The sequence below is a fragment of the Marichromatium sp. AB31 genome (genome assembly GCF_003718685.1).
GTDB classification, from domain to species: domain Bacteria; phylum Pseudomonadota; class Gammaproteobacteria; order Chromatiales; family Chromatiaceae; genus Marichromatium; species Marichromatium gracile.
The window spans coordinates 96,901-110,565 of record NZ_RHFI01000010.1; the positions used below are offsets into that span (position 1 = coordinate 96,901).

General features: G+C 66.7%; 18 protein-coding genes. 12 read left to right on the forward strand and 6 right to left on the reverse strand.

All coding sequences use genetic code 11. From position 1 onward, the window contains the following. Positions 1-1,032, forward strand: coding sequence for an ABC transporter permease (locus tag EBL84_RS09580; protein WP_123140648.1), 1,032 nt, complete (start codon positions 1-3; stop codon positions 1,030-1,032). Between the two features lie 271 nt (positions 1,033-1,303). On the opposite strand, the gene EBL84_RS09585 is transcribed toward EBL84_RS09580, so the two are convergent. The 6 genes from EBL84_RS09585 to EBL84_RS09610 all read right to left on the reverse strand — a co-directional run bounded on the left by EBL84_RS09585 (position 1,304) and on the right by EBL84_RS09610 (position 9,094). Then, positions 1,304-1,708 carry a septal ring lytic transglycosylase RlpA family protein gene (locus EBL84_RS09585; RefSeq protein ID WP_123140618.1) on the reverse strand — a complete coding sequence of 135 codons (405 nt, stop codon included), beginning with the start codon at positions 1,706-1,708 and terminating at the stop codon, positions 1,304-1,306. Between the two features lie 175 nt (positions 1,709-1,883). Then, the gene (locus tag EBL84_RS09590; protein ID WP_123140619.1) at positions 1,884-4,514 is read right to left on the reverse strand and encodes a glycosyltransferase; all 2,631 of its coding nucleotides are present in this window, start codon (positions 4,512-4,514) and stop codon (positions 1,884-1,886) included. Beyond that, positions 4,511-6,082 (reverse strand): glycosyltransferase family 39 protein, encoded by a 1,572-nt coding sequence (locus tag EBL84_RS09595; protein WP_148040288.1) that lies wholly within the window; start codon positions 6,080-6,082, stop codon positions 4,511-4,513. Before EBL84_RS09595 ends, EBL84_RS09590 begins: the two co-directional genes overlap by 4 nt. Before the next feature lie 399 nt (positions 6,083-6,481). Then, complete coding sequence (locus EBL84_RS09600) at positions 6,482-7,192, reverse strand: response regulator (protein WP_123140621.1); 711 nt, start codon at positions 7,190-7,192, stop codon at positions 6,482-6,484. Then, positions 7,189-8,646 (reverse strand): ATP-binding protein, encoded by a 1,458-nt coding sequence (locus tag EBL84_RS09605; protein ID WP_123140622.1) that lies wholly within the window; start codon positions 8,644-8,646, stop codon positions 7,189-7,191. The genes EBL84_RS09600 and EBL84_RS09605 overlap by 4 nt, the downstream gene beginning before the upstream one ends. A gap of 241 nt (positions 8,647-8,887) precedes the next feature. Further along, positions 8,888-9,094, reverse strand: a complete 207-nt coding sequence (locus EBL84_RS09610; RefSeq protein WP_123140623.1) for a (2Fe-2S)-binding protein — start codon at positions 9,092-9,094, stop codon at positions 8,888-8,890. Positions 9,095-9,248: 154 nt separating this feature from the next. Here EBL84_RS09610 and bfr (EBL84_RS09615) point away from each other — a divergent pair, with 154 nt between their 5' ends. From bfr (EBL84_RS09615) to pufA (EBL84_RS09665), 11 genes are all read left to right on the forward strand, one after another. Beyond that, positions 9,249-9,713 carry a bacterioferritin gene (gene bfr, locus EBL84_RS09615; RefSeq protein WP_123140624.1) on the forward strand — a complete coding sequence of 155 codons (465 nt, stop codon included), beginning with the start codon at positions 9,249-9,251 and terminating at the stop codon, positions 9,711-9,713. Between the two features lie 27 nt (positions 9,714-9,740). Continuing rightward, on the forward strand, positions 9,741-10,232 hold the full coding sequence (gene bfr / locus EBL84_RS09620; protein WP_062277655.1) for a bacterioferritin: 492 nt from the start codon (positions 9,741-9,743) through the stop codon (positions 10,230-10,232). A 357-nt stretch (positions 10,233-10,589) separates the two neighbouring features. Next, on the forward strand, positions 10,590-11,003 hold the full coding sequence (locus EBL84_RS09625) for a hypothetical protein (protein ID WP_123140625.1): 414 nt from the start codon (positions 10,590-10,592) through the stop codon (positions 11,001-11,003). A 300-nt stretch (positions 11,004-11,303) separates the two neighbouring features. Further along, the gene (gene pufB, locus EBL84_RS09630) at positions 11,304-11,447 is read left to right on the forward strand and encodes a light-harvesting antenna LH1, beta subunit (protein ID WP_062277660.1); all 144 of its coding nucleotides are present in this window, start codon (positions 11,304-11,306) and stop codon (positions 11,445-11,447) included. A 24-nt stretch (positions 11,448-11,471) separates the two neighbouring features. After that, positions 11,472-11,687 carry a light-harvesting antenna LH1, alpha subunit gene (gene pufA, locus EBL84_RS09635; protein WP_062277663.1) on the forward strand — a complete coding sequence of 72 codons (216 nt, stop codon included), beginning with the start codon at positions 11,472-11,474 and terminating at the stop codon, positions 11,685-11,687. A gap of 103 nt (positions 11,688-11,790) precedes the next feature. After that, complete coding sequence (pufB, locus tag EBL84_RS09640; protein ID WP_062277666.1) at positions 11,791-11,916, forward strand: light-harvesting antenna LH1, beta subunit; 126 nt, start codon at positions 11,791-11,793, stop codon at positions 11,914-11,916. Positions 11,917-11,965: 49 nt separating this feature from the next. Further along, positions 11,966-12,121, forward strand: coding sequence for a light-harvesting antenna LH1, alpha subunit (pufA, locus tag EBL84_RS09645; protein ID WP_082806268.1), 156 nt, complete (start codon positions 11,966-11,968; stop codon positions 12,119-12,121). Between the two features lie 544 nt (positions 12,122-12,665). Continuing rightward, complete coding sequence (gene pufB, locus EBL84_RS09650; RefSeq protein WP_062277660.1) at positions 12,666-12,809, forward strand: light-harvesting antenna LH1, beta subunit; 144 nt, start codon at positions 12,666-12,668, stop codon at positions 12,807-12,809. Between the two features lie 24 nt (positions 12,810-12,833). Continuing rightward, positions 12,834-13,049 (forward strand): light-harvesting antenna LH1, alpha subunit, encoded by a 216-nt coding sequence (gene pufA / locus EBL84_RS09655; protein ID WP_062277663.1) that lies wholly within the window; start codon positions 12,834-12,836, stop codon positions 13,047-13,049. Between the two features lie 100 nt (positions 13,050-13,149). Beyond that, on the forward strand, positions 13,150-13,275 hold the full coding sequence (pufB, locus tag EBL84_RS09660; RefSeq protein WP_062277669.1) for a light-harvesting antenna LH1, beta subunit: 126 nt from the start codon (positions 13,150-13,152) through the stop codon (positions 13,273-13,275). 52 nt (positions 13,276-13,327) lie between these two features. After that, positions 13,328-13,483: a light-harvesting antenna LH1, alpha subunit gene (gene pufA / locus EBL84_RS09665; protein WP_082806268.1), complete on the forward strand. Its 156-nt coding sequence runs from the start codon at positions 13,328-13,330 to the stop codon at positions 13,481-13,483. Positions 13,484-13,665: the final 182 nt, after the last annotated feature.

Consider the following 13,665-nt stretch of genomic DNA (forward strand, 5'->3'; position numbering starts at 1 on the left):
ATGTGGCACCGGATCCTTGCCGTGCTGGTGGCGCGCAATCGCGAGTTCTACCGCGATCGCGCCGGCCTGGGGTGGAACGTGGTGATGCCGCTGGTGATCGTGGTGGCGCTGGCGGCGATCTTCCGCGCCGGCCCCGAGCCGGTGTTCAAGGTCGGGGTGCTGGGCGAGGGGGGCGCCGCGTCGCTGCCGCTGCTCACCCTCGAACACGTCGAGCAGGTGGCGGTGAGCGACCCGGCGGCGGCGCGCGCCAAGGTCGAGCGCCATCAGCTCGACCTGGTGGTCGACCTCACCAGCGAGCCGCCCGGCTACTGGGTCAACGACGACTCGCCGAACGGCTATCTCGCCGAACGACTGCTGCTCGGCGGGCAGGGCGACGCGCCCGCCGAGGCGGGCCCGGCGCTCGAGGTCGAGCGCCGCGCGGTCAGCGGCGCGGCGGTGCGCTATATCGACTGGGTGCTGCCCGGGGTGCTGGCGCTCAACCTGATGTTCTCCAGCCTGTGGGGTGTCGGCTGGGTGATCGTGCGCTATCGCAAGAACGGGGTGCTGCGCCGACTCAGCGCGACCCCGCTGCGCGCCGCCGAGTTCCTCGTCGCCCAGGTGCTGTCGCGGCTGCTGGTGGTGCTCGGCTCGACCCTGGTGGTCTATCTCGGCGCGTCGGCGTTGATCGACGTGCCGATGCACGGCTCCTATCTCGCCCTGGCGCTGGTGTTCGCCTGTGGCGCGTTGGCGATGATCAGCCTGGGGCTGATCGTCGCCGCGCGGCTGCGCACCGAGGAGCTGGCCGACGGCGTGCTCAACCTGCTGGTGTGGCCGATGATGCTGCTCTCGGGGGTGTGGTTCTCGCTGGAGGGCACCAGCGCGCTCGCCCAGGCGGTGGCGCCACTGCTGCCGCTGACCCACGTGGTCGACGCCGCCCGCGCGGTGATGATCGACGGCGCCGGGGTCGTCACGGTGCTGCCCGAGCTGGGCATCCTGCTCGCCTTCGCCGCCGCGCTGCTGGCGATCGCCGCCCGGCTGTTTCGCTGGGAGTAGGGACGCCAGCCGCCAGCCGCCAGCCGCCAGGAAGTTTGAACCGCAAAGCCGCAAAGAGCGCGAAGATTCAAGTTTCGGGCGATCGGCCTTCAGTCGCCAGCGGGTGTGCGCCTTCGACCACGGCACCGCCCGCTGTCAGCCGTGGCGCATGATCCAGACAGCGGTCGTTGAGCGCAGCGCCGCTGGCGGCTGAAGGCTGGTCGCTGGAGGCTATTTTCCCCTTCGCGCTCTTCGCGGCTTGGCGGTTCAATCCCTTGATCGCTGGTCGCTCTTACGACCCGCGTCGGCCGGGCACGCTGAGGATCTCGACGCGGACCCGCGCCAGTCCCTTGTGGAGCATGTCGAGCTTGGCGGCGGCGGCGCGCGAGAGGTCGATGATGCGGCCCTTGATGAAGGGGCCGCGATCGTTGATCCGCACCACGATGCTCTTGCCGGTGGCGGTGTCGGTGACGCGCACCTTGGTGCCGAGCGGCAGGGTCTTGTGCGCGGCGCTCAGTCGGTTCTTGTCGTACGGGGTGCCGCTGGCCGTCGGTAGCCCGTGGAGGCTGTCGTGATAGTAGGAGGCGATGCCTTTCTGGACGTCGCCGGGGGTGACCTTGGCCGAGACCTGGGCCGCGGGGAGGACGAGCAGCGCGGCGAGCGCGCCGCTACGGAGGATGCCGGGGATTCTGTGCATGAGGCCAACCTGATTCTGTTGTATTGCGGCGCATGGACACCCCGTCCCGCGCTGGTGTGCGGGACGGGTGAGCGCCGTGATTCAGAGGTTGGCGCGAGTCTATAGGGAAACCACCTAGGGGTAAACCCTTAATCCGCTCGGGCGGATGCTTCCGCCGTGTCCCTGGGGCCGTCCATCAGGTCGCCGAGGTGTCGTCGGAGGGCTGCAGTCGTTCGCACTCCATCGTCCCCATCGGGCCGACCAGGCGTGCCGGCAGTCGCGGTGCGGCGCTGATCAGCGAGACCACCACCGAGGCGAGATAGGGGATCGACTGCACCAGCAGCACCGCCGCCCAGATACGCACGTCGAGCATGTAGCCATCGTCACGCAGCAGCACCAGCACCGCGCCGAGCCATAGCGCGACCACGAACAGCGCCTCCTCGCGGGCGTCGAGCAGGGCGCGCACCGCGGCCGGCGCGCTGGCGAGCTTGGGGGTACGGAAGAAACCGAGCCTGCCGCTGGCCAGGGCGCCGAACATCGCCCGCGAGATGGTGTGCGAGAGCGCCAGACCGGCGAGGCCCGCGGCGAGGCTCTGGCGCAGGGTGGCGGTGACGCGGCGGCGATAGAGGAAGAAGCTCTTCGACATCTTGAAGCCGAACATCACCAATGGGACCAGGGCGACGGTGATATAGGGCGGGGTGACCTCGCTCGGGAACATCACCATCGCCACCGTCCAGCCGAGCGCGGCGAGGTTGAACAGCAGGTTGATGCCGTCGGCGAACCACGGCAGCCAGCCGGCGAGGAAGTGATAGCGCTGCCCGGCGGTGAGCGCGGTCTTGCGCAGCCCGAACAGCTCGCGCCAGTGGTGGATGAGGATGCGCACCGCGCCGTAGGCCCAGCGATAGCGCTGTTTCTTGAAGTCGGAGAAGGTGTCGGGCATCAGCCCGCGGCCATAGGTGCAGGGGATGTAGAGGGCCTTGTGGCCGGCCTCGAACACCCGCAGCCCGAGCTCGGCGTCCTCGGTGATGCACCACTCCGACCAGCCGCCGTCCTCGAGCGGTCCGCGCCGGATCATCGTCATGGTGCCGTGCTGGATGATGGCGTTGCGCTCGTTGCGGGTGACCATGCCGATGTGGAAGAAGCCGCGATACTCGGCCATGCACATCGCCTTGAAGGCGTTCTGGTCGGCGTCGCGATAGTCCTGCGGGGCCTGGACGATGCCGACCTCGGGATCGGCGAAGGCCGGCACCAGGTCGCGCAGCCAGTTCGGCGAGACGATGTAGTCGGCGTCGATCACCGCCACCACCTCGGCGTCGGGATGGGTGTGGCGCAGCGCGAAGTTGAGCGCACCGGCCTTGTAGCCCTCGAGTGGCGCGACGTGGAAGAAGCGGAAGCGCGCGCCGAGCCGTGCGCAGTGTGCCTCGACCGGGCGCCACACCGCCTCGTCCTTGGTGTTGTTGTCGATCACCAGGACCTCGAAGCGCGGATAGTCGAGCGCGGCCAGGGCATCGAGGGTCTCGATCAGCAGCTCCGGGGGCTCGTTGTAGGCCGGGACCTGGACCGAGACCAGCGGCAGTGCGTCATCGGGCAGTTGGTGGCGCGGGAAGGCGCGGCGCCAGCGGCGCAGCCACAGCGATTCGGCCCACTCGTGCGCCTCGGCCGAGACCAGCACGATCACCCCGACGCCGCCGAGCAGCAGCAGGATGCCGACGACCGCAGTCGCCGGGGTCATGTACTGACGGGTGTAGTCGTAGACGATCCACACCGCGGCGGTGGAGATGGCGTAGGTGACGATCGCCAGGAACCCCTTGCCCTTGCTCGACAGCGTGGCGCTGTCGCGATAGAGGAAGGCGAGCAACAGCACCGCCATCAGCACCGAGAGCGCGGCCAGCTCCTGCCAGTCGGGGATGCGCACCACCGGCTGGGTGAGGGTGAACTTGGGCTGGCGCTCGACGTCGTAGACGCCCCAGTAGGTGCCGATCGAGCCCTCGATCTTCATCTTCCAGGGTTGATCGAAGGCCTCCATCACGTAATAGACATAGCCCTCGGCCTCGGCGTGGGCGAGGAAACGTCGCAGAAAGCGGGTCTGGTTGGCCGGCGAGGGCTCGGCGCCGCGGTTGCGCCGGCCGTTGCTCGGCCAACCGACCTCGCCGATGATCACCTGCTTGTCGGGGAAGGCGGCCTTGACCTGTTCGTAGCGCGAGATGGCGTAATCCACCGCCTCGTCGTAGGGCACGCCCTCCCAGTAGGGCAGCAGGTGAATGGTGATGAAGTCGACGTGTTCGGCGAGCTTGGGATATTTCAACCAGACGTGCCAGGGCTCGGCGGTGCTCACCGGCAGCCAGGTGGTCTTGCGCACCTGGTCGAGATAGTCCATCAGCGTCGCCACCGAGACGTCGCGGCGCAGGATTGCCTCGTTGCCGACGATCACCCGCACCACGTTGCGATAGCCCTCGGCGAGCACCTGGTGCAGGCGTTCGAGTTCGCGCTCGTTGACCTCGGTGTCCGGGCCGACCCAGGCGCCGAGGGTGACGTTGAGATCGTGCGCGGCGGCCAGCCGGGGCACTGCCGCCAGGGTGTCCTCGACGGTATAGGTGCGCACCGCATAGGCATCGCCCTGGAGCAGCGCCAGATCGGCGTCGATCTCCTCGACCGAGGGGTAGATGTGCTCGCTGGGGTCGTCGTCGGCGTGCATCGGCGCGAACGAGAAGCCCTGGATGCGAGAGGGCCAGGGTGGCTCGTCGTCGGGCTGGTTGAGCAGCGCCCAGGCGGCGATGGTGAGCAGGGCGATCAGGATCGGGATGAGGAAGTTGCCGGCGCGTCTCATCGGCTGGCTCCGCTGTCTGGGGTTGGGCCGGCCTCGGGCGTGGCAACGAACCACTGCCAGGTCGGCGCGATCGGGGTGATCCGGTGGGTCGGTGCGAGCTGCGCGCGCAGCGACTCGGAGGGGGTGAGCAGGTAGTAGGTGCGCTCCGGCGCGGGCGTGATCGCGGCCGGGTCGGCGAGCTGTCGCAGTCGGGTCTCGGGGGCGAGCTGGTGGGCGAGCGAGAGCAGCTCGCCGGCGCTCACCCCGCTGGGACTGGCCAGCACCTCGACGCCTGTCGCCTGGCGGTTGATCCGCTCGGCGATGGCGGCGTTGTCGGCGCTGAACTGCTTGGTCCGCCAGGTCTCGGCCTCGAGGATGGCGTGCTGCGAGCCGAGCCCGAGCGCGAGCAGCAGGAGCAGCGCCAGGGCGGCGACGTGAGCTGTCGGTCCTGCGGCCTCGAGCGCCCGTCCCAGCGACCAGGCGAGGATCAGGCTGAGCGCGAGCAGCGCCGGCAGCGCGTAGCGCAGGTGCAGCGAGCGGCTGCCGCCGAGGACCAGGTCGGGCCCGAGCACGATGCCCAGATGGACCAGGATGGTCGCGAGCAGGAGCCTCACCGCCGCGCCGGGGGCGGTGACGACGAAGCGCCACAGCGCCCAGACGAGGGTCATGAGCAACAGCCCCACCGCCCAGCCCGGCAGCCGCGTCGGGCCGAGATCGACGAAGGTGTGCATCAGGTGATCGCGCCAGGCGGCGAGGATGCGTGCGCCGTCGATCGGACGCTGCATCCAGGCGGTGAACTCATCGATGCGCTCCGGGGCGAAGGCCATCACCGCCACCCAGGGCAGGAACAGCACGCCTGCCGTCACCACTGCGATGAACCAGCGTCGCCACCGCTCGCGTCGCGCCAGAACCACCAGGGCGTGTACCGGCAGCATCAGTACGAACAGCAGATGGGTATAGAGCCCGAGGGTGAGCAGCGCACCGTAGCCCCACCAGTCGCCGCGCCGGTCGTGTCGGCAGGCATGCAGCAGGGCCGCGCTGGCGGCGACGACGAGCAGCAGCCAGAGCGCGTACTGGCGCGCCTCCTGGGCATAGAGCAGTTGCACCGGGGAGACGGCGACCAGGGCCGCGGCGACCCAGGGCGTGAGCCCGCGACCGCCGAGTTCGCGTGTCAACCAGAACACCGCCGGGACCAGCAGCACGCCGAAGAGTGCGGCGAGCCCGCGCAGGCCCACCACCGGGTCGGAGGCGAGGCCGCCGGCGACGCGTCCGAGCAGGTAGTAAAGCGGGGCGTGTTCGGGGTGCGAGGCCAGTGCCCGCAGTGTCGCCGTCCAGCCGAGCGCGGGGTCGGGGCGCTGGAAGCGCAGCAGCTCGGCGGCGCTGATCGGTTCGGCGGCCTCGAGTGCCGCCTGCAGCGCCTCGAACGGATGACCGAAGATCCGCAGCAGGGAGAAGGTCTCGTCGTGCCAGACCGGCAGCCCGGCGAGATCGAGCGCGCGCGCGCCGCTGCCGAGCAGGATCACGACCAACAGGGTCAGGCGTAGCAGGGTGGCGCGGGACATCGGGCTGGAAGCGGATGGCAGGGGCAAGGCTTGATCGTCCTGATGACGCCTCGTCGGGCCAGGGGTCGGCGCGCGTGGCACGAGGCTGCCACCGGGTGCGCCGGTGAATGATAACGCGTTCGCGCGCCGGCGCCGATGATTCGGGTCAGGCTGTGCCCAGCCGCCAGCCGCCAGCCGCCAGCCGCCAGCCGCCAGCCGCCAGCCGCCAGCCGCCAGCCGCCAGCCGCCAACCGCCAACCGCCAACCGCCAGGAGATTGAACCGCAAAGACTCAAAGGACGCGAAGAAAGCGACCAGCCTTCAGCAACCAGCCTCCAGTGTTGGTTTGCACTCAACTGCGGCGAGACCAACCGCGCCTCCCTCACTGGAGGCTGACGGCTGGAGGCTTTTCTTCTCTTGGCGGTTCAATCCCCCCGGCCGCTGCCTGTCAGGCAGGCGTGTCGGGCTGGTCCTCGTAGCGGTAGCCGACGCCGTAGACGGCGTGGATGAGTTCTCGGTCGGGGAGGAGTTCGGCGAGCTTGCGCCGGAGCTTCTTGACGTGACTGTCGATGGTGCGGTCGGAGACCACCCGGCGGTCGCGATAGATGCGCTCCATCAGCTGTTCGCGCGAGTAGATCCGTCCTGGCGCGCGGTGCAGGGTCTCGAGCAGCGCGAACTCGACCGCGGTGAGTTCGACGGTGCGCTCGCCGTCGCTGACCCGCAGACGTGCCGAATCGAGGTCGATGGCGCCGGGCAGCGCGCGGACCGGCTCCGCGCTCACCTGCTGGCGCCTGAGCACGGCCTTGACCCGGGCGACCAGTTCGCGCGGGCTGTAGGGCTTGCAGACATAGTCGTCGGCGCCGAGTTCGAGTCCGAGCAGGCGGTCGATCTCCTCGACGCGCGCGGTGGTGATGATGATCGGTATCTGGCTCTCGGCGCGGATCTCGCGGCACAGGGTCAGCCCGTCGCGTCCCGGCAGCATCAGGTCGAGCAGGACCAGTGCGGGCCGGTGGTCACGGATCCATTCGAGCACCTCGGTGCCTTCGGCGAGATGGGCGCTGCGATAGCCGCCGGCGTGCAGGTAGTCCGCGAGCAGTGCGGCGAGACGCTGCTCGTCCTCGACGATCAGGATCAGCGGGGCGTTGGTGTTGTCGGTCATCGGTCGCTGCGTTGTCCGGGGGCGGATGGGAGTTCGAGACGGATCCACAACCCGCCGAGCGGCGAGGGGCGGGCGCTGATGGTGCCGCCGTGCGCGCGCGCCACGTTGTCGGCGATCGCCAATCCCAGCCCGGCGCCGCCGGTGTGGCGGTTGCGCGAGTCCTCGACCCGGTAGAGTCGTTCGAACAGACGTGCGCACTGCGCCTCGGGGACGCCGGGGGCGGTGTCCTGGAGGTCGAGGGTCAGCCCGGCGGCGGTGCGTGCGATCCGGATCTCCAGCCGTCCACCGGGGTCAGTGTACTGCAGGCTGTTGGCGAGCAGGTTGCGAAAGAGCTGAGAGAGACGCTGGGCATCGGCCATCAGGATGGTCTCGCCCGGCGGCGTGGCGACGAGCGCGAGGCTCAGCCCGGCATGTTCGTAGCGCTCGGCGAAGGCCTCGCAGTCGGCGCGCAGCAGCGCAACCGGATCGGTCGGCTCGAAGCGGTAGCCGAGCGCGCCGAGATCGGTGGTGGTGAGTTCGTAGAGATCGTCGACCAATCGGCCGAGTCGCAGCGCGTCGGCGTGGAGTTGATCGACGGTGTCGGCATCGATTGGTCTGACCCCGTCCTGGACCGCCTCGAGCTGGGCGCGCAGCAGCGCGATCGGGGTGCGCAGTTCGTGCGAGATGTCGGCCACCCAGCGCCGACGCGCCTGTTCGTTGCTCTCGAGCGCGGCGGCCAGGGCGTTGACGTCGCGCCCGAGCCGGGCGAGTTCGTCGTCACCTCGGGGCTCGGCGCGTGCGGCGAAATCCCCCGCGGCGAGTCGGCGGGCCGTCTCCTGCAGCTCGCGCACCGGGCGCACCAGACGTCGCGAGAGCGGATAGGCGAGGGCGGCCGAGAGGGCGAGCATCGCCACCGCGATCAGCCACAGCCGATCGCCCTGACGGGCGCGAAAGCGCAGCTCGGCGACCTCGGTCACCGGGCGCCCGGGGAGGATGGCGAGCGTCCCGATGATCTCGCCATCGAGGCGCAGTGGCTGGCGGCGGGCCTCGGCGAGCAGTTCGCTGCGGCCATAGACGATGCTGCCCTCGGCGTCGAGCAGCATCAGGCGCAGCTCCAGTGGGGTCGGGCGGTCGTGATGACGCAGCCGCTCGAGCGCGTGCGGTGGCGGCCAGGCACCGCTGCCGAGGCCGCCGTGCATCGGAGGACGGCGCCCGGCAGGTGCCGTGCCGCGGCCGCTGATGGCGTTGAACCACAGCCAGGGCTCGTCGCGCAGTACCTGCCAGTCGCCGTGCTCACGATAGCTGTCGATCAGACGTTCGCCGACCTGCTCGAGCCGCGCCTGCTCGCGCGCGTCGACCAGCTCGACCAGACCGCGCTCGAGCGACCAGTGCATGAACGCCTGGGTGCCGACCAGTACCAGCACGCAGGCGAGCAGCAGGGTGAGGAAGAGTTTGGCGCGGATCGAGAGCCTCATGCCGTCATGATCGCGCCCCAGGGTGCAAGAAATATGGACGCAGGTTCAGTGTGGCGAGGACTCCGTCGGGGCGACGGGCTGGAGGAGAGGGTGCTCTTTGAGGTGGCGTCGCAGCAGCCAGCGGCGTTGTTGCAGGCGGCTGCGGGGACGGGAGCGGACCAGCGCGAGCACCAGGCTCAGTAGCCGGGAGGGGGGAGCGGGGTGAAATCGGCGCTGTTTGGTCATACCTCTCTCCTCAGGCTCATTCGCAGGCACAGGGTGACGCGGCTGCGCCGTCGGGTGCGTCGAGACGCGTGGCGCGCAGCAACTCGTGGGCGCAGCGCGCGCAACGTCCGCACGGGCCCGGGACGGCCAGGGCTCGGCGCAGTTCCGAGAGCGAGGAGATGCCGTTGGTGGCGGCATCGCGGATCTGGCGGTCGGTGACGGCATTGCAGACGCAGACGTACATGGTGGAATCGGACCCGTGATCGAGGAGAATTGCGGTTGAGAAGAAAAATAGGAATTATTCGCGATTCCTGCAACCCCTCTGTTCGTAGGCTCAATTCAGGGCGAGGCGGGTGTCCCGGCACCGCCGTGTCTTAATCCAAGGAGGCTGCCCAGGCATGAAGATCGATCCAGCGATGAACCGTCAGCTCAATGCGGTCATCAAGGAGGCGTTGACCGCGATCAACCAGTCCTTCCTCCACGCCCGCATGCTCGGTCACTGGGGATTCCCCGGGATCGAGAAGCGACTCTATGACTACTCGATCCTGGCGATGCGTCAGGCCGACCGTCTGATCGAACGGGTGCTCTTTCTCGAGGGGCTGCCCAACCTGCAGGATCTCGGCAAGCTGCATGTCGGCGAGGACGTGCCCGAGCAGCTCGCCGCGGAGCTGGAGCTCGGCCAGCGCTATCGCACCGCGCTGGGGGAGTGCGCGGCCCGTGCCGAGCAGCTCGGCGACTATGTCAGTCGGGCGCTGTGTGAGTCCCTCAACGGCGAGGTGGAGGAGCAGATCGACTGGCTCGAGACCCAGCACGCCCTGATCGATGAACTCGGACTCGAGCGTTATCTCGAGACCCAGGTCTGAACCACGGATCCAGGCGAGGTATTTCCCATGCAAGGCAATCCCAAGGTGATCGAGCACCTGCAGCGGCTGCTCGCCAACGAGCTGGCGGCGATCGATCAGTACTTCATCCATGGCCACATGTACGAGGACTGGGGTTATGCGCGGCTGCAGGCGCGCATCCTTCACGAGAGCGAGGACGAACGTGGTCACGCGGCGTTGCTGATCCAGCGGATGCTGTTCCTCGATGCCATCCCGGACATGAGTCAGCGTGATGGTCTGCGGGTGGGGCGCGACGTGCCCGAGATGCTCGCCAACGATCTGCAGCTCGAGTACGCGGTGGTCGCCGCGCTCAAGGAGGCCATCGCCTGTTGCGAGCAAGAGCGCGATTACCAGACGCGCCAGGTGCTGCTCTCGATCCTTGCCGATACCGAGGAGGATCACGCCTACTGGCTCGAGCAGCAGCTCGGGCTGATCGATACCCTGGGTCTGGAGAACTATCTCCAGACCCAGGTCCACGCCGACTCGGCCCCGGGCGCCTGAGTCCTTCTCCCGCTCCCGCGCGGGAGCGGGTGTGCCGGTCTTGCTTCAGGAGTGCGCCTCAGGGCGCACCCGATCCTTTCTGCTCTGCTCTCGACTTCTCGCGCTCCCGGGTCGGCCAGGGGCGTGCCGCGTCAATGACAAGCGCGGGTCGCGTCAATACAATCCCTCGAATCTTGTGGGCAATTGGTCGGTCCGGATCGACGCCGGCCGCCGTCAGGCGGTCTTGCCCTGCGATGCGTGTCCGCTCGTGCCGGTCGGTGCAGTGGATGCGCCCGGCCCCGCGCCACAGTGGACGGATCCAGAACACCAGGGTGCGGGGGCGTCGTTGTCAATCCATCTTGTCGAGAGGAAACGCGCGTGAAGTATGCGGCAAAGAGAACCTGGCCCCTGCGCTCCCCGTCCTGGGAGCACGAGGGTGAGGCGGAGAGTTTCAAGGCGTTCGCGACCGAGTTTGCGGCCGTCGAGCGGCTGGGTGCGGACGGAGAGTTCGTCGTCATCGATAAGTCGAGCGATGAGGCCGAGTCGCGCTTCTTCCGCGTCGTCACCATCGCCCCCTATCAGGTCGAGGAGACCGAGCCGCGCAGCAGCGCCCCGGCGCCGGAGGCTGGTCAGAGCGAGGGCGCGCAGCCGGCCGCGGAGCAGGATTACAGCTCCGCGCTGCGTCCGGCCATCTCGATGCTCGTCTACATGGGCAAGGTTGCGGTGATCGCCGTTGCGGTGATCACCATCGCGGCCTTCGGAATCGGCTACATCAAGGATTTACTTGCATAAAGTCGTGTTTCGGTCCTCGACGATGCCCTTTTGCGATCGCAGTGGTTTTTTGTCAGAAGTCTGTTTTTATTGGTTTTTTTGGGGCAGCAAAAAGTCTGTTCTCGTCATGTAAAACCTTCTTGACATCCGGTCATGTCAAGCTAAGATGACACACGGGATCCACGCAGGGTCCTAGAGTCCAGGACGAGGACATGACCGGCCCCGCATCGCTCGCGATGCATCGTCGAGGTCGATCTCGTCCGATCCCTAAGGTTGCGAGTGCCGCATACGGTATTCGTTGATTTCTACAGGAGGCTAATAATGGCTGATCAGAAGAGTCTGTCGGGTCTGACCGAGCAGCAGGCGAAGGAATTCCACGAGCAGTTCAAGGTGACCTACACCGCATTCGTCGGTCTGGCTGCGCTGGCGCACCTGTTCGTCATCGCTGCCAACCCCTGGTGGTAATCGGTCGTCGTCGAGGATAAGAACATGCAGATCATGGGCTACAAGCCGCTGGAGCAGGACTACCGCTTTTGGCTGGTGGTGAATCCGGCTACTTGGCTGATCCCGACGCTGGTTGCCGTCCTGGTGGTGGCACTGGCTGTTCACGTCTACGCCTTCTCGCTCCCCGATCAGGGCTGGTCCGCTCCGGCTCCTGAGGCCGTCGAGGCGGTCGCAGCTGAAGAGGCTGCTCCGGCTGAGTGATTGATGGCGTCGCGATCATGTCGATCGCGTCCGTCTGGTTTGCCGCGCGCATCTCATGAGTTGAGTGCGGTAATGTTTTAAACCCCATAGAGAGGGTAGTTCCATGACTGGACTGACTGAACAGCAGGCAAAAGAATTCCACGAGCAGTTCAAGGTGACCTACACCGCTTTCGTCGGCCTGGCGGCGGTCGTTCACCTGTTCATCATCGCTGCGAACCCCTGGTTCTAATCGAACCTCGGTTCAACGCACCCTAACCTAATTCAACGAGGTCAAAACAATGAGCGACATCGCAAAGCCGAAGAACCCGGAAGACGATTGGAAGATCTGGATGGTTGTCAATCCTGCCACCTGGCTGATGCCCATCCTGTTCTCCGTGCTGGTCGTCGCACTGGCCGTGCACGCGGTCGTGTTCTCGATCGGTCTGGGCTGGTAACAGCCTGACGGCGGTTGCGCCCGGCGCAACCGACTGTCTCACCGGCTGTCTCGTACAGCACGGTACACGGCAGACGAGGTTGTCCTCGTCTGCCGTCGCCCAGTGGTGCAACGCCACTGTAGAGCACTGAGTCCGAGCCACGCGGAGTCCTGGCTCGGACGAAGAGACGTCTCTCGACACCTCGCCCTCCCAACCTTTCCTCCATCGCTGACCGGTCGCTCTTCAGCCGATCGCCGCTGCGCGCGCGTTCTGGTCGCGGCCTTCTGCGATCCGGTATTTTCTCCTTTCGCTGCAATTTGCCGTTTTTTATCGGCTTTTCGCCTCAGAAGCGGCCTGTTCGGAAAGGCTGTCAGGAACCTGCGGCGATCTGTTGTCTATTAGTCTTGACATTCACCTATGTAAAGCTAAGATGACACCCAAGATCTGCGCTGACCCCTGGATCCACCGGAGTCCCGCGCAGCGCATGAACCACTGGTTTCGCGGCCAGAGGGTCGCGAAAAGATTCAAGTCGTTTGTAACGGCGCGATTTCATTAGGAGGCCAACATGGCTGATCAGAAAAGTCTGTCGGGTCTGACCGAGCAGCAGGCGAAGGAATTCCACGAGCAGTTCAAGGTGACCTACACCGCATTCGTCGGTCTGGCGGCACTTGCGCACCTGTTCGTCATCGCTGCCAACCCCTGGTGGTAATCGGTCGTCGTCGAGGATAAGAATATGCAGATCATGGGCTACAAACCGCTGGAGCAGGACTACCGCTTTTGGCTGGTGGTGAATCCGGCTACCTGGCTGATCCCGACGCTGGTTGCCGTCCTGGTGGTGGCACTGGCTGTTCACGTCTACGCCTTCTCGCTCCCCGATCAGGGCTGGTCCGCTCCGGCTCCTGAGGCCGTCGAGGCGGTCGCGGCCGAAGAGGCTGCTCCGGCAGAGTGATTTATGGCGTCGCGACCGATCCGGTCGCGTCCGTCTGGTTTGTCGCGCACATCGATGAGTGCGGCAATGTTTATAACCCCTTAAGCTAGAGGGTATTCCAATGTCTGGATTGACTGAGCAGCAGGCAAAAGAGTTTCACGAGCAGTTCAAGGTGACCTACACCGCATTCGTCGGTCTGGCGGCACTTGCGCACCTGTTCGTCATCGCCGCGAACCCCTGGTGGTAATCGAACCGCCCCGGTTCAACGCACTTTAACCTAGTCCAACGAGGTCAAAACAATGAGCGACATCGCAAAGCCGAAGAACCCGGAAGACGATTGGAAGATCTGGATGGTCGTCAATCCTGCCACTTGGCTGATGCCGATCCTGTTCTCCGTGCTGGTCGTCGCACTGGCCGTGCACGCGGTCGTGTTCTCGATCGGCCTGGGCTGGTAAGCACCAGTTCCTGATGGCGACCGCCCACGGTGGTTGCCATGACGCCCGGATGTGCTCCGCATGTCCGGGCGTTTGCGCAGGTGGTCCCACACCTGTCGCAGCGATAACCGATGTCCATCCCGGTGCGCACTGAGCCACGCCACATCGGTGTTCCTTCCCGTCCGTTTCCTTGACCGCCGCTA

Bases quoted from the DNA above. Each gene is read 5' to 3' on its own strand.
- pufA (WP_062277663.1), top strand. From the start codon at position 11,472: ATGCAGATCATGGGCTACAAGCCGCTGGAGCAGGACTACCGCTTTTGG.
- pufB (WP_062277660.1), top strand. From the start codon at position 12,666: ATGGCTGATCAGAAAAGTCTGTCGGGTCTGACCGAGCAGCAGGCGAAG.
- EBL84_RS09600 (WP_123140621.1), bottom strand. From the start codon at position 7,192: ATGACCGACAACACCAACGCCCCGCTGATCCTGATCGTCGAGGACGAG.
- EBL84_RS09580 (WP_123140648.1), top strand. From the start codon at position 1: ATGTGGCACCGGATCCTTGCCGTGCTGGTGGCGCGCAATCGCGAGTTC.
- EBL84_RS09585 (WP_123140618.1), bottom strand. From the start codon at position 1,708: ATGCACAGAATCCCCGGCATCCTCCGTAGCGGCGCGCTCGCCGCGCTG.
- bfr (WP_123140624.1), top strand. From the start codon at position 9,249: ATGAAGATCGATCCAGCGATGAACCGTCAGCTCAATGCGGTCATCAAG.
- pufA (WP_082806268.1), top strand. From the start codon at position 13,328: ATGAGCGACATCGCAAAGCCGAAGAACCCGGAAGACGATTGGAAGATC.
- pufA (WP_062277663.1), top strand. From the start codon at position 12,834: ATGCAGATCATGGGCTACAAACCGCTGGAGCAGGACTACCGCTTTTGG.
- bfr (WP_062277655.1), top strand. From the start codon at position 9,741: ATGCAAGGCAATCCCAAGGTGATCGAGCACCTGCAGCGGCTGCTCGCC.
- EBL84_RS09590 (WP_123140619.1), bottom strand. From the start codon at position 4,514: ATGAGACGCGCCGGCAACTTCCTCATCCCGATCCTGATCGCCCTGCTC.
- pufA (WP_082806268.1), top strand. From the start codon at position 11,966: ATGAGCGACATCGCAAAGCCGAAGAACCCGGAAGACGATTGGAAGATC.
- pufB (WP_062277660.1), top strand. From the start codon at position 11,304: ATGGCTGATCAGAAGAGTCTGTCGGGTCTGACCGAGCAGCAGGCGAAG.
- EBL84_RS09610 (WP_123140623.1), bottom strand. From the start codon at position 9,094: ATGTACGTCTGCGTCTGCAATGCCGTCACCGACCGCCAGATCCGCGAT.
- EBL84_RS09605 (WP_123140622.1), bottom strand. From the start codon at position 8,646: ATGAGGCTCTCGATCCGCGCCAAACTCTTCCTCACCCTGCTGCTCGCC.
- pufB (WP_062277666.1), top strand. From the start codon at position 11,791: ATGACTGGACTGACTGAACAGCAGGCAAAAGAATTCCACGAGCAGTTC.
- pufB (WP_062277669.1), top strand. From the start codon at position 13,150: ATGTCTGGATTGACTGAGCAGCAGGCAAAAGAGTTTCACGAGCAGTTC.